Origin of the sequence: Aurantimicrobium sp., assembly GCF_036667855.1 — a bacterium.
Classification (GTDB): domain Bacteria; phylum Actinomycetota; class Actinomycetes; order Actinomycetales; family Microbacteriaceae; genus Aurantimicrobium.
In genome coordinates this window covers 136,640-155,202 of record NZ_JAVWTF010000001.1, presented here as the reverse complement: position 1 = coordinate 155,202, position 18,563 = coordinate 136,640, and the positions used below count along the sequence as shown (strand labels likewise).

General features: G+C 40.8%; 16 protein-coding genes. All 16 read right to left on the bottom strand.

The features are described from left to right. Positions 1 to 37: 37 nt before the first annotated feature. The 16 genes from RR877_RS00750 to RR877_RS00675 all read right to left on the bottom strand — a co-directional run bounded on the left by RR877_RS00750 (position 38) and on the right by RR877_RS00675 (position 18,471). The gene (locus RR877_RS00750) at positions 38 to 454 is read right to left on the bottom strand and encodes a hypothetical protein (protein WP_332627417.1); all 417 of its coding nucleotides are present in this window, start codon (positions 452 to 454) and stop codon (positions 38 to 40) included. Positions 455 to 486: 32 nt separating this feature from the next. Continuing rightward, entirely contained in the window at positions 487 to 999 is a 513-nt protein-coding gene (locus RR877_RS00745) for a hypothetical protein (RefSeq protein ID WP_332627416.1), read from the bottom strand. Further along, entirely contained in the window at positions 996 to 1,556 is a 561-nt protein-coding gene (locus RR877_RS00740; protein ID WP_332627414.1) for a hypothetical protein, read from the bottom strand. Before RR877_RS00740 ends, RR877_RS00745 begins: the two co-directional genes overlap by 4 nt. Before the next feature lie 10 nt (positions 1,557 to 1,566). Next, positions 1,567 to 3,285 (bottom strand): hypothetical protein, encoded by a 1,719-nt coding sequence (locus RR877_RS00735; protein WP_332627412.1) that lies wholly within the window; start codon positions 3,283 to 3,285, stop codon positions 1,567 to 1,569. A 40-nt stretch (positions 3,286 to 3,325) separates the two neighbouring features. After that, complete coding sequence (locus RR877_RS00730) at positions 3,326 to 4,753, bottom strand: hypothetical protein (RefSeq protein ID WP_332627410.1); 1,428 nt, start codon at positions 4,751 to 4,753, stop codon at positions 3,326 to 3,328. Then, a complete protein-coding gene (locus RR877_RS00725) occupies positions 4,740 to 5,345 on the bottom strand; it encodes a hypothetical protein (RefSeq protein WP_332627409.1) in 606 nt (201 codons plus the stop codon). The genes RR877_RS00730 and RR877_RS00725 overlap by 14 nt, the downstream gene beginning before the upstream one ends. Continuing rightward, positions 5,345 to 6,751 carry a hypothetical protein gene (locus tag RR877_RS00720; protein WP_332627408.1) on the bottom strand — a complete coding sequence of 469 codons (1,407 nt, stop codon included), beginning with the start codon at positions 6,749 to 6,751 and terminating at the stop codon, positions 5,345 to 5,347. The genes RR877_RS00725 and RR877_RS00720 overlap by 1 nt, the downstream gene beginning before the upstream one ends. 1 nt (position 6,752) lies before the next feature. Then, on the bottom strand, positions 6,753 to 8,366 hold the full coding sequence (locus tag RR877_RS00715; RefSeq protein ID WP_332627407.1) for a hypothetical protein: 1,614 nt from the start codon (positions 8,364 to 8,366) through the stop codon (positions 6,753 to 6,755). 71 nt (positions 8,367 to 8,437) lie between these two features. Continuing rightward, complete coding sequence (locus tag RR877_RS00710) at positions 8,438 to 9,778, bottom strand: hypothetical protein (RefSeq protein ID WP_332627406.1); 1,341 nt, start codon at positions 9,776 to 9,778, stop codon at positions 8,438 to 8,440. A gap of 15 nt (positions 9,779 to 9,793) precedes the next feature. Continuing rightward, on the bottom strand, positions 9,794 to 11,374 hold the full coding sequence (locus RR877_RS00705) for a hypothetical protein (RefSeq protein ID WP_332627405.1): 1,581 nt from the start codon (positions 11,372 to 11,374) through the stop codon (positions 9,794 to 9,796). A gap of 75 nt (positions 11,375 to 11,449) precedes the next feature. Further along, positions 11,450 to 12,649, bottom strand: coding sequence for a hypothetical protein (locus RR877_RS00700; RefSeq protein ID WP_332627403.1), 1,200 nt, complete (start codon positions 12,647 to 12,649; stop codon positions 11,450 to 11,452). Positions 12,650 to 12,739: 90 nt separating this feature from the next. After that, the gene (locus RR877_RS00695) at positions 12,740 to 14,014 is read right to left on the bottom strand and encodes a hypothetical protein (RefSeq protein ID WP_332627402.1); all 1,275 of its coding nucleotides are present in this window, start codon (positions 14,012 to 14,014) and stop codon (positions 12,740 to 12,742) included. A gap of 136 nt (positions 14,015 to 14,150) precedes the next feature. Continuing rightward, positions 14,151 to 15,797 (bottom strand): hypothetical protein, encoded by a 1,647-nt coding sequence (locus tag RR877_RS00690; protein WP_332627400.1) that lies wholly within the window; start codon positions 15,795 to 15,797, stop codon positions 14,151 to 14,153. Then, positions 15,797 to 16,408, bottom strand: coding sequence for a hypothetical protein (locus tag RR877_RS00685; RefSeq protein ID WP_332627399.1), 612 nt, complete (start codon positions 16,406 to 16,408; stop codon positions 15,797 to 15,799). Before RR877_RS00685 ends, RR877_RS00690 begins: the two co-directional genes overlap by 1 nt. Then, a complete protein-coding gene (locus RR877_RS00680) occupies positions 16,408 to 17,310 on the bottom strand; it encodes a hypothetical protein (RefSeq protein ID WP_332627398.1) in 903 nt (300 codons plus the stop codon). Before RR877_RS00680 ends, RR877_RS00685 begins: the two co-directional genes overlap by 1 nt. Before the next feature lie 30 nt (positions 17,311 to 17,340). Then, positions 17,341 to 18,471, bottom strand: coding sequence for a hypothetical protein (locus RR877_RS00675; RefSeq protein ID WP_332627397.1), 1,131 nt, complete (start codon positions 18,469 to 18,471; stop codon positions 17,341 to 17,343). Between the last annotated feature and the right edge of the window lie 92 nt (positions 18,472 to 18,563).

Here is an 18,563-nt window from a genome sequence, read left to right as displayed (position 1 = left end):
AGGGAGTCCCGGAGGACTCCCAATTATGTTGTATGAATTACGTTCTGTAAGCAACAGTCGTGTTACCTGTGAACAGCTTATTCACTGAAGTAGCAGTCAGAGTGAAACCACCCGATGCAGGTAGAGCGGCATCGACCACGTCAGTCGTGGCCAAGGCAATGCCCAGTTCTTCGTTGATAGCTGGAAGCAGTTGGTGGACTGTCGTAGCTGAACCCTTCACAACTGAGACGTTAGTCACTGTGTTGAAGTTAATACGGTCATAGGTAATAGAGATACGACCCACATACAGCGAGCTTAGAGCAGGCAGTGCATAGATACGAGTATTACGAACACCGGTAAAAGGAGCAGGTGCTTGGAACACGTACTCGTTAAAGTCGATAAGGGGTAAACTATTGTCAGCACGGTCCTTATTGAACATTGCTGCCAGTTTTTCCTCTGGGGTTGGAATTGCCATTTCTAAAAACCTTTATTGATTAAGTCATCAAATTATTTCCTCATTACATTTGGTATGAAATCAATCTTAGTGAGTCTACCATTGTAAGAGACCTTCTTCAGTTTAACCGTTAAACTTCCACGGAAGTAATAAGAGTCAGGCAAAGCATCAATTTGAATAGTTACTGTTTGACCAGTAGTCAGTGTAGGTAAGTTAAAGTTCTTAACATCCTTAACTGACATTGGCATGTATTTGTCCTGAACAGTAAGTGGACCACCCTCCTGATAAGGAAAGAGGCACACCTTATTCAAAGCATACAGTAACTGATGCAATGTCTTCTCATTTTTTACAATTACTTCGACTACATCTTCAGCACTAATGGCTGTTAGATCATAACGCTTGTACAAGAAGTTTTGATCTATGTAACCATTAGATTTTGCTTTACTCTTCACATTCACTTGATCCATCTTGAGATGGGGAATGAAAACAGGTTTACTGAAGACAAAATCATATTCATTGACTCTAACCCCAGGATAGGAGTTGAGCATTGTAATTAACTGTTTCATACTTTATCTTCCAGTGTTGCTACCAAATCAATACTAGCTGCTGGCAGAGTACTTAAAACTGTTGCTACTAACTCCATTGAAGCTGGTTCTCCTTCGATAGGATCGACATTTACTTCAATCTCAACCTTACCAGTATATCGCAGTGATTCTGGTCTAGCTAAGATAACAGCATACATCTTTCCATTTGGGAATTCCTTAATGGTAGTATTGTAGACATCGTTAGTAGTCAGTCTTAGTAGATAAGTCTGATTAATTTGATCAAGGATTGAATAGAGTTCAACTTCTTTATCAACATTAATACGTCGTCTTGGCACGATGTTCGATACAGAGAAGCTAAGACTCTCTCTATCGTAATGTGTGATGATGCTGCCTCTATTCGGCACAGGATTTCTGGGATGTAATTCGATATACGTATTGCCCAGTAATCTGGTTATTGGGTTAAGATTGTTCTTAGGAATACCCAATACATAATCAGATACATGAAGACGAGGATTGTGTTCCTTCAATAATCTATCAAGTAGAGTTTCTTCGAACAATCTAACGAACTTACCGTTCATTTAACTAACCTCAGTTCTTAAATATCACCATGTCCTGAATAGACAAAGGACTATCGAGTTCTAAGTACACACCGGTATAGATGCCATTCTCATCAAAACCGATGACCTTAGGTTTCTCCACAATGAGGTCATTGCTATCTATTTCTTCTACTATCACAGATGCTAAGAATGTATTAGCAATTTGATCAATAGCGTTTACAGATTTAACAACTGGTAAATCAAAGTACTCGTCGCCAGTTAAGAATTTATAACTACCGTCCTTACGTACTCTCAAACCAATCAGAGTAGAGACCCCTGTTATAGGATTACGAACCCTATTGAAGATTATAAACCCATCAGACTGAGGAAAGATTCTATCGAAATGGAATAAACCAATCTCAGGTTGGAAGAAATCCTTATAAGCTTTCTGAAGATTTCCATTGAAGGTAGTATCCAAGATACCTTCCATAGTAAACTTTAGAACTGGCAGAATATAGTTATTCTTATTGAGATGTTTATCGCCGTAGACTTTTATACCATTGATTGTTGGTACAATCGGTTGGCTAAACATGTTTCTAAGGAGAACGTAGAAACCATCCACTACGCCACTATCGTTGCGAGAGACGACCATGCCTTGGACTTCAATATCGAGACCCAATACATCACCAATTTGAATCTCAGGCATTTCAGTATTAACTGAACCGTTCTCATTATAACGCTGGATCTTAATTACACGTTTAGGAGTGTATTGCATCTCTGATGCAGCAATGAAACCTGTCTCTAATGGAAGTACTTTATCAACCATCAATGTCATATTGGTAGTGACTAACGTATTATCTCGTTCACCCTTATTGTTGTAACGATATAAACCAACTACGTTACCACTGGTGATATACTTTCTCTTATCTGCCAAATAGAACTTACTGCCATCTGGTTTACTGGAGAAGTTAACATCCTTTTGGTAAACGTTATCGAATCTAGCTACCTTATCGACAGCAACGACCTTACCAATTCTATTCACAGTTACACCATGGTAAACAGTATTACCTTGTGAACCAGTAATATTGGCAGGTACATCTAAATCGAAGTCACCAAATACATAGGCACCATTGTCGATTAATCTGACACCCTTGATGTCAGGAGTACCATTTACAGTAACACCGTCGAGGAATCCAAAGTACAACTCTTCCGAGATACTGGTATTGATATTGGTGATATCAGTATTTGTTCCATCGCTGATAAAAGCCAACCCTGTGACTGCGTTCTTCACACCAGGATCATAGGGGTTGAGTTTTTCATTAAGCACCAGCGTATAGTTACCTCTGAAAAGATAAGAGGTAACCGCAGCTACTACATCCACCGTAGCACGAAGTGTTCTGTCGTTAGGATCGTCATAGATGATATCTGCATCAACAATATCATCTGCTGTAAGATAGATACCCAATTCCAAATTGATCATGTCCAGTATTTCAACTAGCTTATCTAATCCAGTTGTCTTAACTTCCAGATTGATACGATCAAAGACTTCTGCTAAATCCATACGGTTGTAGTAGATATGGAAAGCATTATAGCCACTAGAATCAACAACGGGTGATGCTAGGACTCTAGTATTAGTTTTTCTCTGTGTGTCGTTAAACGCCTCCACACTAGAGAGAAGGAAGTCATCAGGATTGAGCTGCAACGCATTAAGAGCATTAAAGCGATCAAAGATGACTTTCTTTGGTTCTTGCTTGATATTTAAAGCTAACATTTATAAATCCTCTTAGATACCCTTAAGATTTCAATATAGTTTATTTTCCTACCTCTTCAGGTACAGCAGCATAAACGAATAACGAAGCTTGGCTAATGTGACCTGAGGGAGCCATCCCTTGAACGGTAGATTGAATCACACCATGTACTTTTAACAGCACACCTTGTAACTCTTTAACTTCTTCTTGATCGCTATAAAGAACCTTTACAGGCATCCCTGGATACAGTAGACTAATATCAGCGTTCTGCCAGACAAAGCTGAACAGACCACCATCTTTCTTAGCCTGTTTACTATATTCTTTAAAAGGATTAGCATGTATTCTAGTCTCTGCCATTTCCACGGTATTTTGTTTCTCTAAAGGAACAGAGAGATACTCGTGGTTGGTCTCTTTACGTTTAATAGTAGACTTGTTGTCTTTTGTCTCTGTTATCTTGTTCATAAACTTACGAGCATCAGCAAAGCGAACACCATTACCTTCTTTGAGTAACATGGCTTTGTTGATGTCAGAGAACTTAGACTCACTGGTTGCAAGAACGGTTAAACGTTTATCGTCTAACTTGTAGGTTCTCTCAATGTCAGTGTATCTATTCTCTGGAACTCTAATAACAGTAAGTGTCTGTTCTTCGTCGTCAAATCTCTTCAGATTGGCGATAGGGTAGATGTAGATTTGATTATTCTGGAAAAAGGTATTGATACCTGTACCATAGACTCCGCCACATTTACTTTGAATGTAGTTAGGAACATCTAAGATCTTAGTCCCATGAGGAATTAAGTAATGTTCTCTCTCTTCTTCATTGTCTGGTTTAATCAGAGTAATCTTCTCTACGGCTTTACCTTCATCAATTTCCAAGTCTTCTGTAAACTTAGCCATAATGCCATTGATGACATCTTCTGGTTTTTGTTTACGAACAATTGCACCCATAGTAACCTTACGTGTCATCTCTAAACTACGATCAAGTAATTCGAAATCAATCTCCAATGGAGCAAAGGTTGTATCGAGTGTGAATTTATCCTGCATCGCAAAACGTGAAACCTCAATCTCAAGATCTTCTCTCATCTGAGGAATACAGTCATAACTCACAGTTACAATTTCACGATCTGGATCTACTTCGTAAGTAGATTCAATGAGTGGTGTCTTAGTGACGGTACAAAGTAAGTGCTCTCTGGCAATGAAGAGAACTTTAACCCAAGTACCATAGGGAACAAAAGCTCTGAGCTTAAGGTAGTCCCCATAGTTCTTCTCGTAATCTCTCTCCGTATCGAGAGACAAGAACTTTAAAGGTTTATAGATCTTCTCATTGAGTTCTTCCTCTAAAGCTGTCTTCTTGTCTTTCTCAGTCAATGGCAACTCACCTTCGAATGTGTCCTTTATTTTGAATTCTACTTCCCATCTAAAGAACACATCCTTTGGTCCATCTTCTATGACTTTATCCACCTCATTCATTAGGGGCGAGTCATCTATTTCCATTATTACCAATCACTTGTTGTTTCTGTTTAAAGACATCAGCGAAAGATTCACGTTCTCTGTTCTCTGGTAGATCTGCAATCTCATCTTCAGACATTTCACCAGAACCAGAGAAGAAGCTTCCAAGGCCAGCACTCTCCAACATCTTCTCAAAGAAGCCACGTTCATCAACACCAGTTTCCAAGAACTTAGAGTGACCGTATACCTTGTCGGCTAGTTGTTCCAGTGCAAGTAAGTCATCAATAGGAAATGAACTCTTATTGAGTCTTCTGTTACCAGACATCTTTCTAGCGAAACGCTCTAAGTGATGTTGAATGTACTCGTGGATAACCAAAGTATCTTCAGTATGAACTACATGGAAACTAATACCTTTTCTGGTATACTCTACCATGGTTGCAATACTAACATTAGTCTGTATGCGTTCGTTCGCTACTTCTCTATTGATACCAGGATCACCTGAGTCGATGAACCCTAACTGGTTAATGTAGTCTCCGGTAGTGATCTCAAGTTGATTAACACTGATAAGAAACACTACGTCAAAGATGTAGAAGGCGCTATCTTTCTCATCATCAATTTGTTCATAACGACGTGTCATTACATCTCCATGGTCTGAGATAAGATCAATAGGATAAGGATTGGCATGAAATAGAATTGATTAAGTTTAGACCAATTCTTATAATCCTTAGTTAGTAATTCCAGAGCACCTGGACTGTAATTCTTATCTCTGAGGTAATTCAGAACTAAGACTTCAATCAAAGAAAGATTGTCAGATTCAGTATCATTCTTAGCACATTCGTAGAAATCCGCAGAGAAGACGTACTTACTATTGAAATCGACTTCATTAATAAGAGGTAGAGTCTTATTATCGTAAGTGATTGCTGGAATCGTTGGGTAGAGATAATCACCAGTTACTGGGTCTTTAGGTGTAGTCTTATCAAAGAGACCGTAAGTCTTTTGAACATAACCACCTAATGCACCTTTATCCAAACGATTGTACTTATCGTCATCGTGGGTTCTATTGCTTACTGGATATACAATGAAGTCTATCCCAGTGTAGCGAATATTTTCCATCATCGGATCGATATGGAAAGCCTTAGTACTAGCAACACCCATGTTGTCATTGGCAATCTTCAGCTTGTTCAAATCTCTATACTTTAAAGCATCGAAGATTTGAGGATAACCAAGATAGTTATCATCCTGAATATTGATAGACTGGAAATGTTGAACTCTACTACTTACTTCCAAACCACCTGCAATTACCTTGAAGAAATCTTGGATATAGAGATCTAAGATGGAATTGGTTTGACCAGGAATCAGTAAGGCTTTGTATTCGTTGCTGAAGAACCACAAGAACATATTACTCGCAATCTCTTCTGCCGATCTTCTAAGTCTAAGTAGAGTGTTGTAATCATGCTCGATGAGTAAGGGGCTCTTATTGTAAGCCAAGTATTCTTTAACGTAGTAGACGCTAACGTTTACCTTCTCTTCGAGTTGTTTGAACTTCTCTAAATCGGCTTCTTTGAAATAGCTGAGGCTATATTCGATCTGATAGACCGCATCTGCCATGATAGACAAACGCTGGGATCTCGTAACGTTGTAGACGGCTAATCTACCATCACCAACAGGTGCAGTAAACATATCGCCTTCGTTAGGAATCAACCCATTATGAATAACGGCTGAACCTCTAGTAACGAATACTTTATCTTCATCGTTTTGATCAGATGTATTAGGTGAGTTAACCTTAATCTCTAGGTTTTTGATCTTACGATATTGTTGGAACAAAGAACTGTCACCTACGTCTTGTGATTTCAGTGCGCTGTCTTTGTTCAGCATTTGATGATAGTAGTCAACAGTAAAGTTATAACCACTAACATACGACTGTAAATTACTAGTCGGAATCTGTTTGTTATCAACAAATACTGACTGTCTTTCTTTGGATTGAACCTCAGGTTTAAAGTCTACCTTTGGTTGAACTATTGGTTTCTCTTCAATGATAGGCATATCAAATCCTGTGTTTTCCGTAAATCTGGTTGTACAACTTAACGTTAGTACCACGAACGACATTGTCTTTTGATCCAGCAGCCACACCAGATACCAGAACAGTATTAGACTGTACTCTATTAGTATCATAGAGGCTTCTAGGAGCACCTATGTTAGGCATATCCTTAAACAGATGTGTGATATCTATTCTTGGTCTTAAACGTTCCAGATGAACTCTGTTAGTTTCTGTAGCTAAAACAAGTCTCTTGAGAATCTCTGGATACTTCACCATACGCTGGATAGCTCGATGGTCTACGTCCAAGATGTTCTTAGCAATAGAGAGTCTTACACGGTTAATAACGCGTTTGTTAAGATTCTCTACAGTCACGAAATTCAAGTTCTCATCAACATAAGCTGATTCATGGTGAGCTAAGAATGAATTCCTGTAATACGAGATATGTAAGAACGATTGATAAGGTTTGAAGATATATTTCCATTCCTCATCTTTGATGAACTGTAAGACTTCTTCATTAAACAGATAGTTACCTAGATCATTCAGATTAAGTAAGAGTTTAGGGGTCTTCTCATCAACAGAACAAATTGCTGAGAATAAAGTCCTAGTACCTGAGACATGATTATCATAGATGATATCATCGTAGTTAGGTATTCTTACATAACTATCGTGTTCCACCAGTTGATCTAAGATATTATCTATCTCCCATTCTCTCATGTGTTTAATGGAGGATGAATAGAATGTCTTTCTCTTCTTTGAGAGATCAACGCTATCGTGGTCAACCAATCTTCTATCGACTAGTTGATTATGGATAGCTACTGGGAACTTCAATACCTGATTAGATGGTTTCTCGTAAGTAAACTTGTAAGCAAAGTCTACAGTATACGTAGAACCCTCAGAATCCTTCTCAGCCTTCTCCATTGTGCCAGTGAAGTCAAACATACCCAAGATACGTGTTGCGGTCTCCTGAAGGCTGTAATGAGGATTGCTGCCCTCTAACCTAGATATCTGTGTTAAAGCAGGTGAAGCATAGCTTAAGAAATATGGTTCAAACTTATCACCGTATCCATCTACGTTCTCTCTGAGAGCATGAAGATATCTAATAACACTCATAAAAGCGCTACTGACTGGTACAGTGTATGTTACAGTATGAACATTCACATCACGCATATTACTAACCCTAGCCCAGGTATCATGTCTGATCTTACTAGCTAAAGATTTTGATCTCGCTTTATACTTGAAGTTAATAGTGACTTCAGTTGGTATATAAACTAACTTTGCAGTAATTCCAAGTTTATCATCATGGAAGAACGGGGTGTGTTCTGGTTGATTGACAGCAATAGTACCTAAAGCTTCTTCTAAGAAACGTTCTGTGACCTCAATGCTAAGTTGACTGTTACCAGCCATTTGCACATGTTCTACATTACCAGCAGTAGAGACTGGATTGGCAGCGTCACTAATAAGGGAGCCAGACTGATAGACAGAATCACTGTCACCCTTAAATACAATTCTTGTGTCTTTAGGTATCTGTAGAATCTCCATGACCTGATCTGCAATATCCAAAGTAACAGGTCTAGAGACTGCCGTTTCAATACCAGTATTTGGTAGCATCATAATTGGCATGGGAAACCTCTTTTCGTTAACATAGGATTTGATACAACATAAAGAGAGACCCGTAGGTCTCTCTTTTATGATTACTTAGCTTGAGCCTTCTTAGCCTGATTAACAATCATAGCTACAGCCGCCACATACGAATCGAGTAGATCCACAGACAGACGAACAATGTTCATCGTTTGGTTCATGAGCAAAGCAATGAACTTAATCACGCCATTGACCATTTGCATCTTGGAGCGCATGAGTTTGATGCTCTCTTCCGACTCTTCAGTGTCAGTACCGATTTGTTTATTGAAGTCATGGACTTTGTTAGCCATGCTTGCCGTGAACTCGAAGCATTCCTTGTTCATGACAATCACTTCTTTGAGTTGATCTTTGAGAATGGCATTGATAGACTTAGCATTGCTAGGGCCACCATACATTGCAATCTCAATTTCATTACTCTCGGGTTTCTTCACGGATACTGAGTTACCAGAGATTTCAATCGAAGTACCCATAGTGATTGGAATAGATCCACCAAAGAGTTCTTCCATCGTCTTTTCTGTAATACCAGCAATGGTTTCTTTAGTAATAGGCTTCTCTGCAAAACCTTCGAGCCCTGTCTTCTCTATTCCATTCAAAGCAATCTCAGCCTTGTCAGAAATCTTCTTCAGAGTCTCTGCAAATTCAGCCTTAGCTTCCACATTACTAGAGCCGAAGATAGCGTTGTAACGATTACTAATGAGAACCACAGCCTCTCTACCAGTGAGGATACCCTTCACAATAGGAATCAACTTATTGTAGTCTACTTCACCATCTTCAGATGCAGCATTGTTTTTACCAACGACCGTACCGTCTGAGAGTTTCACACCAACACCATGGAGAGGGGGAACATCGGTAAATTCGATCTCCTCGAAACTCTTGGCAAGCATCTCACCAATAATTTCCATACCTTTTTCCAAGCGTTCTTGAAAGACTTCTGCATCAGTTTTCTTCTTCTTGAAGAAACCAGCAAACCAATCATAGATACCCTTGAAGAACTTAACAATGGCGTCCCATGCTCTTTGGATAATGTTTCTATTATCCTCAATAGCAATCTTCAAGTCATCTTTACTGGCGAAGCCTTCGATAGCAACACCCTTGGCTTTACTGTCACCCAATAGACGACCACGAATAGATTCCATAGCAGTCTGAATAACGCGACGACTAGCTTCTGGAATATCATCGATATCGCTGCCTTCGAGAACATCATTCATTCTCTCTAGCGTACCTGTATCATCCACTGCTGTTGAGAAAGCTCTACTCACCATGGGGGAGAAAGGGCTATCAGCCATAGAGTCACCTGCTAAGGCATCTCTTTCGCTTTCAGCATCAAGAGCCATATCAATCTCTAACTCTTGCTCCTGTGCTTCTAGACCCAAACTAAATCTTGATTTCGACATTTTCTTTTTCCTTGTTTAAACCCAAACTTTGGATCTACTTAATTTCTCCGTGACTCTATAACACTGTCCTCTCACGGAGATTAAGGTGTCAATCACAGAACTATCCACATTATTCATTATCTTGGTAATGCGGTATTGGAGATCAATACTGGTGAAGATACTAGAGATAATGTACTTTCTCAACCAGTCAACTAAAGCACCTGCTACCTTGGCACCAACTAAACCTACTAAAGCAGTCAAACTCGCTGCCTTAACAAACAAATCAACCACTGATAGGAGCTTACCCGGAAGAGATTGTTTAACGGCTTCAAGGTTATTACCATTGGACAAGAAGTTCTTGATAATACCAAAACCTGTAACAGCAACTGCAAGACCAGTGACGATCTCAGTTACTCGGCTAAAGAATTCTCTATCCTTAATTAACTTTGGAATACTTTCACCGTTGTAGCGATCTAAAGCTTCACCAGTTGATTTAAGCAGAGTTAACAACTCCTTAGCGTCGCTGAGACTAAAATCTCTGAGAGTAACAATCTCAACATTGATATTGTCATTACCCTTTACTCTTGAGCCGTAGATATTCATCTCACGAATCTTTCTACGAAGTTCACTACGAACATCTAAGAGACTGGCACGATTCCTATCAAAAGAAACAGATACACGCTTACCGCCAATGAGGACACGAGAATGTCTTTCATTACCTTCATCATGTCCAGCTTTGAAAAGGTCTTGTTCAGCTAACTTACCAAGAACATCAAAGTTAAACAGATTAAGATTCTTAACCATAGTCTGTTTATAGGGTGTGATGAATGCTACTGATTTAGCAGTATCCTTAGACATACCTTCTGTGAGTTTGATGCTTTGAGTGTAACTATTGAGGAAATCAACAATAGCTGTAACATCTTCTCGGATGATTTTCATGTAATCGCTCTTTGTAGCGATTTTTCTATCTCTGGTGAGTTTAGCTGTATTGAGCTTTACTTTGATGTCAGCTCTTAATGAATTACTTTCAGTAGTAGCTTCATTGATACGGTCTTCTAACTTACTGACTTGAACTCGATAGACTTCAATCAGATTCTTAATACCGAACCAACGCTTCTCGATAAGCTTAGCAATGATATCATACTCGGAGCCAAGATTAACAATACCTTGATTAATCTTCTCGATCAATGCCTTAGATAGCTCAGTGGCTTTGATCACGCCATTGACTGCCGCCTTGCCAGCTTTACCACCAACATCAACGGCACCCTTGGCCAGAGCCACCGATGATTCAGCAGTAGATTTAACCAAGTCTGTTAGACCTTCTGTAGCAACGTTGAAACCATCGTATTTATAGTTCAAGTTAACGTTGATAGCTTTAGTAATTAGATTGAGTTGCTTGATGTCTCTATTGTCAATGAACTCTTTAGAATACATCGCACTATGATAGTCGTCCAGAACATAGAGTGCTTCTAAACCTGTTTTATAGTTCTCCATTCTCTGTTCAATTTCTTCACGAAGAATGAGATCACCGGAGATCATGTCATCGATTACTTCTAAATCGATATCAAGACTATCTGAATCTTCTTCTGGCATCACATGGATAGGTAGATCGGACATGTTGTTCCTCTTAAATGTTTAACATACGATTTGATCACGTCATAAAAAAGGAACACCCGAGAGTGTTCCTTTTATTTACTTAATAGACGAAGCAGCCCATGCAATCATGCCACGCAACACTGCATTGTTCATGTAAACAATCTTAGTGTTAATGTCTTGTACACGGCCTCTGAAGATCAAGCTGTTGTAACCACCAACAATACCTAACAGTAAAGTCTTGGCAGTGCCCTTGAGAATATCAGTGATGCCAAGTTTAGCGACCTTATAGTAGACTTTGAAAGTATGTTCTTGTTCATCAATGTGTTTGATCACATCTTCGAGTAACTGAATACATTCTTTCTTCGACAGGCTTCTCACAGAACCGCTATCTGCTTTCTCAGTTAAACTCCATGTATCGTGATTGAACTGAACCACGAAGTTAGCCTTGAGGTTTCTCATCAAATAGTTATTATCACTATTGTCAGGAACACGAGCCGTCAGGATAGCACCAGTGAGCTTCTCTGGATTCAGGTCATAAGTAACAGTACCTTCAGCCTTATGGATAACACGACCTTTCATGTCAGTCACCATTTTGGCCAGATCGTACTTTGATCCTTCGCCAGCACCAAGAGACTCATATTTAGATGTACTTGATAAGATTTTCAGAGAATCAATCTGACCTTCTAATGCTTTCAGTACATCCTTGTAATTGTTGAATGGTTTCGTTTTGTAGCCACGCTGAAGAGCCAGCAGAGTTCTCTTATCAGTTACTTCACCATTCTTGAATTCTGAATCATCCGCATCACGAACTCTATCCAGAACATCCTTGGCATCTGATCTGAGCTTAGCCATACTACCAGTAAACCACGAGAAGTAGTTGCTGACACCATTACCAAAGTTCTCTAACTTAGCCTTAATGGTTTTGGCTTTATCTGCATTCTGATTGGTGATAGCTTCAAGTGCAATTTTACCCTTCTCAGTTTGAGTAAGAGTTTTATCTTGATACGATTCAAAACCAAAACCACTGAAACCATCTTTACTATTACTATAGAGACTACCAATAGTTTCTACAGCAATATAGATTTCTTCATCAGTGAGGTCCTCACCACGATTAACCTTAGCGGCTAAAGTAGTTTCAATTCTCTTAGCAGCTTCATAAGAAGCTACATCGTTTGCCATCTCTTCCAGCTCAATACCGTCGCTTATAGTGCGTTGAAATTCAGCAGAATTATGAATACCTTCATTATCCACTAAACCTTCGTAGTGGTCTTCCATTGCTTGTTGAATAAGTTTCATTTCTTACTCCTAATAAATCGATCATCATAAAAGGAGGAAGGTTACCCCTCCTCCTTTTTTAGACTAATACTCAGTCACCTGAGTTTAGAATTACTCAGCAGCCTTGACGGTTGCCAGCGAACGCTCAGCGTAGTCGATACCAGCCTTAGCAATTTCAGTACCGATCTTACCACCGAAGGTGAACGCCTTGATAGCGCTGTTACCAGTAGCGGTGATGGCACGTTGTGCAATACGGCTGTCTTCCACGATTGCCGATTGGCCTTCGCCATCGGGAGCGGTTTCAGCAGTCTTCTTAGCTGCTTCCACAGCCTTGCGGATACCAGCTTCGAACTTGGCCACAGCAGCCTTTTGGCTCAGATTGAATTGAACAATCTTTTCAGCAGCCTTCAGAGCAGTACCAGCTTCAGCCACAGACAGAGCTTCGATTTCGGGCTTGTCGGTGAAAGGAACGTTTTCCTTGATGGTGATAGCGAAGTCCTTCAGGGCTTCCCATGCGCCACGGGCGGAATCACCAATCGACTTTTCAGCGAACTTGGCATCGATACGAGGACCGATAACCTTACCGTTGAACGATTGAACCTTAGCGGCTTCCTTGTACAGGTCGATAGCAGCCTTGGAGTTATCCAGGAAACCAGCGTCCTTACCAGCGGATTGGTTGATGCTCACCGAACCAGCGGTCGTAGCCAGCTTGTCGATGATGCTATTGGTCCAACCCGACAGAGCCTTCAGTTCACCTTCGGTAGAACCCAGGATGTCCAGCACGCCAGCCTTGTCACCCTTGCCCACGGGCTTGGTGATACCAGAAGCCTTCACGCTACCAGTGGTTTCACCCTTGGAAGCAGCAGCCTTCTTTTCCAGCGCATTGATACGAGCCAGCAACTTGCGGTTACCGTCGAACAGCTTGCCGAAGAAGTTCTTCACGAAGTCGATGATCTTCTGGAAAGCGTTGACCACGGCAGCCCAGATCTTCTTGACGGTTTCCTTGATGTCTTCGATAGCCAGTTGGGTAGCACGCTTGCGACCAGTCTTGCCCGAGAAAGATTCCAGAGCAGGATAGGAACTACGTTGCACACCCAGACGAGCATAGATCGACTCAACAGCCACTTCAGCGATTTCAGCAGCGACGGGGTCCAGACCACCTTCGGCTTCAGCAGTTTCAGCGGTATCAGCAATACGCTCCAGGGTATCAGCGTCAGCAGTAGCTTGATCAACTTCAGCAGTGCCAGCTTCCACATCAGCAGAAATGTCGGTAGCTTCCACCAGATCGGCTTCAGCGGACTCAGCACCGGTTTCATCGATAGCCAGTTCTGCGGCTTGAGTTTCGTCTTCCATAGCGGCCACTAGGCCCTTAGCAAAAATAGACATGTCTATATCCTTGTTAAAAAAAGTTAAAAAAGCGCCTTTTTACTCTAAGTAGTTTTTTCTACTCAAATAATAACGAACTTGTTGTAAACAAGCAGTAGGCAAACTGCTTGTTTTGGACATACTATTTTATAAGTAATCAGGAGATCCCATACTCTTTTACAGACTCAGCGTGATAAGCTGCTAAGAGTTGAGAGTATTTCTCATAATTATTCTCGATTACATTATAACCCTTGACTACTACGTTACTTAAAATAACGCAGATTAATCCGAGTAATTCAGCAATAAGTGCATCGAGTTGATTACCAGTTGATTTAAACTGTTCAATCGTTTTCGTATAGTTTTCAACATCCTTACTAAGTGCTTTACCCTTAGCAACGATTACTTCACGATTAGCTTGAATAGCCTTCATCCACTCAAGAATCTTATTAGCTTGATCCTTGTTATTAATCAACGGGATCTTTGCACCCTTAGTGCTGTCGTCACCGTAGTATGAACCAAAGCGTTGTTGCTTAACAACGTTCTTATCAATACCTTGCTTACTTTGGCCTCTTTCAATGAACTTGAAATAATAGCCGGTATTCAAAGTCAGTACTGGGGTTTTGAAAGCTATATAGTTACTGAGATCTTCACCAGGAATCATAGTTGCTTTCTCTAAACCGTTTGTGTTCAGATAAGAACTAATGAAACCACGAGCACCAAGATTCTTGATGTCGTCTACTTCCTGTGCTTTGAAAACATCATCAAGTAACTTTTCATATCCAGCAGCAACATCATTGAGACGCTTGAATTGTTCCTTGAGTGAGTCGTTCATCAAAACGAAACTCTCGTTAATAGAAGCAGCGCTGCTAGGATCTTTACCAGGAACTAACAGGTCACCTGCACGTTGACTTGAGAAAGTTGGTTCATCAACTGTTTGACCATCTTTGGTCTTACCCTTGAGTTCTTCCTTCTTCTCAAGACCCTTGATCAGGGACTTATTCGAAGCTTCCATTGCTTTGAGATCTTCTCTCGCACCTCTGACAGACTTGTCTTTCTTAAAGAAGAAATCTTTAATCCAACCAGTCAAAGCTCTGAACATGCGGACAATAGCTTCCCAGACATCACTCACAATACCTTCAAAAGCCACCACCATTGCATCGGTATACTTCTGACGTGCCGTAAAACCGCTTAAATCCTCCATAGCAGGCATTTCATACTTAGTCTCATGGGTGATACCCAAACGAGTCTTAATGCTCTCTACGGAGATGCTAAACATTTCCAGCGCAGTATTAGAGAAGTTGTTTCTCTCCTTAGCAGAGTGAATTACTTTACGAAGTCTAGTCAACGTAGCGTAACTCTCAGTAGCTTCAGTGAGTTGTTCAGCATCATCATCTGACAAACCTTCTTCATCTACTTCCCCGTCTTCTGCGTTAGCCTCATCCTCGTCCCCGGACGACTCGTCAGTAGATACGTCTTCGTCAGTTGACTCGGGGTCATCGGAGCCCTCGGCATTTGCTGCGTCCCCTTCGCCCTCAGCAGAGCCGGTATCCTCGGTTGCTCCGGCATCTCCGGTAGGGTTGGTTGGATCGGTAGTTTCATCGCCTGCTGCCTCTTGCTGTTCTTGCAGTGCCGCTAACTCTTCTTTATAGTTAGCGATTTTGACAACCTTAGCAGGGTCAGTACTGTCCTCGTTTTGAACCATGTCATTGGCTTTTTCGAGTTCATCTGGTTTACCGTTTGGATCAGCCAGTCCGCCGTCTGCTGGGGTTTCGTCCTCAGTTGCTATGCTTAGAAATTTTGACATTATTGTCCTGCCACTTTCTTCTCGGTTTTACCGAAGATTAGATGGAGAGAAATGATCATGTCTTCAAAGCCCTTAGGCTGAGCAGTCCAACGTTGAATAGTGCCAACGACACTGTGGTCAGAACTACCAAATTCTTCCTGGAAAGAATTGAAGTATGTATCATAGTCGAATGGAATCTTCTTACTCTGGAAAGTAGCATTTTCCTGAGAAAGAGTAAATTCCCATGGTCTAAGACCAAACTGTCTTTCACCGGTACGGATGAAGTTCAGCGTATCTTCCAAGAATCTACGATGATTCTCGGTAAAATAAAAGCTGTCGGATTGTAGTTTGCACCAGTCTTTAAAAGAATAGGTGCCAAAGGCTCTGATAGCTTCAATGAGTACAGCGCGTCTATACGAGAAAGATGTCAGGTCACGTTCATGCTTCATAAGCTGAATGTACAGCTTATCAATTGCATCATTGAACGTACCATATCCCTTCATCTTAGTGGTAGGTTTCTGGAAACGAACGAGGGCTGCTTGTTTACGAATGTCCAGTGTTGGATCATCCTTTCGAGTCATGCCATTTTCGAAACCTAAGAAACCTCTGCCATAGATAATGACATTGGCCATTAGAGTCCTACGCTTTCTTCTTGTTTACGGATGTTCTCGCTGAGCTTATCGATTCTGGATTGAACCATTTCGATTTCACGCTCAACACCAGGGTCGCTGTGTCCTGAATCACGAACACTAACCAGGTTCATAAGGCGTAATTCAAGATTGGACTTGAGTTCCTTATTCTCCTTATATTTATTACTCTGGTATTCTGCAACAATCAAACCAATGTGATAGATAGGATTCATAGCGAACCCTTGCAGATTGTGAACACCGGTAGGGTCAACCTTGATAGCACCAAAGGTTGCTAAAGCGGCTTCAGTATCTTCATTGACCAAGACATCAGGTACAGTGCGAATAGTCTTCACAAAGTCTCTATTGCCTTCAGTAAACGACTTCAGAACACGACCGAAGATATTCAGACGGCTACGCAGTTCACTGATTTCACCCTTGGAGAGTTGTTTAGCCAAGTAGCTTTGTTCACCAGTAGTCGCTTCCGTCTCCAGGATATAGAGATAGTTGAGCAAACGCAGGCTGTAACGTGAAGAGAAGCTGATCAACTCCAAAGCCTTGATGAGGGATACCTTGTAGACAGTAATGCCTGCAACCACGATTTCATTTTCGAAATCTTTCTCGATCAAGTTCTCGATACTAGTCGCAGTCTTCTCCAGTTCAACCATACGGAACCAGATATCAGCAACAATACCCTTGTTATTGGTAGAACCAACAGCACGGAAATATTCTTTCTCGATAGCTTTGATTTCCTTTGATAGAACCTTGTTGTTCAAAACATCCATTGCTTGCTTGTAAGAAGGAATGGTTGAATTTTGAATCTCTGTTCTTACGATGCGTGCATCTTCAAGCAGTCGATCCTTTTTAAAATTAGGAAGCAGACTGGCGGCGTATTTTAAGATTTCCATTTTCGATCCTTGACTATTAGATTATTTACTTTAGAAGACTGGGGCATTACCGCCCTTGAAAGCCGCAAGTGCTTCCATGATATTAGGCCCAGAACTCTTGTTAGCTGCTTTGATATCTCTCAAACCAACTGAGGTACTGGTACTGATACCATAGTGATACATATTAACACGCTCATAGTTTCTATCGATAACTACCAGAATCATGGCGTACGTCTTATCAAAGATCTTTTGACGATCTTTGTAATTATCGAGGTTGAGGTTATGTTTAACTCTCAATTGCATTGCGGTCTCTTCAGAGATAATCACAATGTTAGAAGCTTCAGCCAACGATGGATTCTTGGAGAAGAAGCTAGCGAGCTTACTATTCTTAGCACGCTTTGCAATCTCAGAGTAGACTCCGTCTTTATCCGTCATAAGAGTACGTTTCTGCTCACGGATCAAGTCCTGGCAGAAGACGAGGTCTTTAATGAAACTGATACGACCAGCACGCCACTTGAACCAACGTTCAGAGAACGAAAGATCAACGCTACCTTGAGAGAGCAACTGCACGCAAGATGCAGGAGGCAACGTGTTAACCATTAAACGGAACGAGATTGGAATAACAGCTTCTTGTCCATTATTCTTAATAGTAACGTTAATGAGTTTACCAATGGAGAGGTTGGCAAGTTCAGCAACATTATCTACTTTGGCAATAGCGCCATCTTTATCGCCTTTATCACCTTTGGCTTCCATAGCAATGGTAGGTAATTTATACTTCATGCTCTCAGAAGCATAAGTGTAATTTTCCTTACCGATACCGGCGTTTACAATAGTTTCCAAGAAACCATTTGTATCTACTTTTCTGTTCGGATTGAGTTTGTCAAGCACACGACCAACATTGACATCACCGACATTGGTGATGAGGCTGAGAGCTTGTAACCAATAACCAACGAAAATGCTTTGAGTGGATTGAAGAATATCTGGAAGGTATTCTAAGAATAAACAATCCTTGTCAACGATTACGATAGGCTCAACACGGGCAACGGACGTAGCACTAACAAGACTACTGGTTTTCATATGTGAACCAACAGCCAATGCTTTGTTATATGTGTCCATAACAGTCGATAGAACGCTACCTGCTGCCAATGTGCCCTCGTTTGTGGGGCTAAAAAGAGTAGACATATTTTCAAAATCCTTTTTTCTTTAAGGAAAATTATAATGGACGCTATAAACGATACTAATCTAGTTAAAGTGTCTGTGAAGGACGTTAACCA

Coding starts and splice junctions, on each gene's coding strand:
- RR877_RS00750 (WP_332627417.1), bottom strand. CDS start 454: ATGGCAATTCCAACCCCAGAGGAAAAACTGGCAGCAATGTTCAATAAG.
- RR877_RS00745 (WP_332627416.1), bottom strand. CDS start 999: ATGAAACAGTTAATTACAATGCTCAACTCCTATCCTGGGGTTAGAGTC.
- RR877_RS00740 (WP_332627414.1), bottom strand. CDS start 1,556: ATGAACGGTAAGTTCGTTAGATTGTTCGAAGAAACTCTACTTGATAGA.
- RR877_RS00735 (WP_332627412.1), bottom strand. CDS start 3,285: ATGTTAGCTTTAAATATCAAGCAAGAACCAAAGAAAGTCATCTTTGAT.
- RR877_RS00730 (WP_332627410.1), bottom strand. CDS start 4,753: ATGGAAATAGATGACTCGCCCCTAATGAATGAGGTGGATAAAGTCATA.
- RR877_RS00725 (WP_332627409.1), bottom strand. CDS start 5,345: ATGACACGTCGTTATGAACAAATTGATGATGAGAAAGATAGCGCCTTC.
- RR877_RS00720 (WP_332627408.1), bottom strand. CDS start 6,751: ATGCCTATCATTGAAGAGAAACCAATAGTTCAACCAAAGGTAGACTTT.
- RR877_RS00715 (WP_332627407.1), bottom strand. CDS start 8,366: ATGCCAATTATGATGCTACCAAATACTGGTATTGAAACGGCAGTCTCT.
- RR877_RS00710 (WP_332627406.1), bottom strand. CDS start 9,778: ATGTCGAAATCAAGATTTAGTTTGGGTCTAGAAGCACAGGAGCAAGAG.
- RR877_RS00705 (WP_332627405.1), bottom strand. CDS start 11,374: ATGTCCGATCTACCTATCCATGTGATGCCAGAAGAAGATTCAGATAGT.
- RR877_RS00700 (WP_332627403.1), bottom strand. CDS start 12,649: ATGAAACTTATTCAACAAGCAATGGAAGACCACTACGAAGGTTTAGTG.
- RR877_RS00695 (WP_332627402.1), bottom strand. CDS start 14,014: ATGTCTATTTTTGCTAAGGGCCTAGTGGCCGCTATGGAAGACGAAACT.
- RR877_RS00690 (WP_332627400.1), bottom strand. CDS start 15,797: ATGTCAAAATTTCTAAGCATAGCAACTGAGGACGAAACCCCAGCAGAC.
- RR877_RS00685 (WP_332627399.1), bottom strand. CDS start 16,408: ATGGCCAATGTCATTATCTATGGCAGAGGTTTCTTAGGTTTCGAAAAT.
- RR877_RS00680 (WP_332627398.1), bottom strand. CDS start 17,310: ATGGAAATCTTAAAATACGCCGCCAGTCTGCTTCCTAATTTTAAAAAG.
- RR877_RS00675 (WP_332627397.1), bottom strand. CDS start 18,471: ATGTCTACTCTTTTTAGCCCCACAAACGAGGGCACATTGGCAGCAGGT.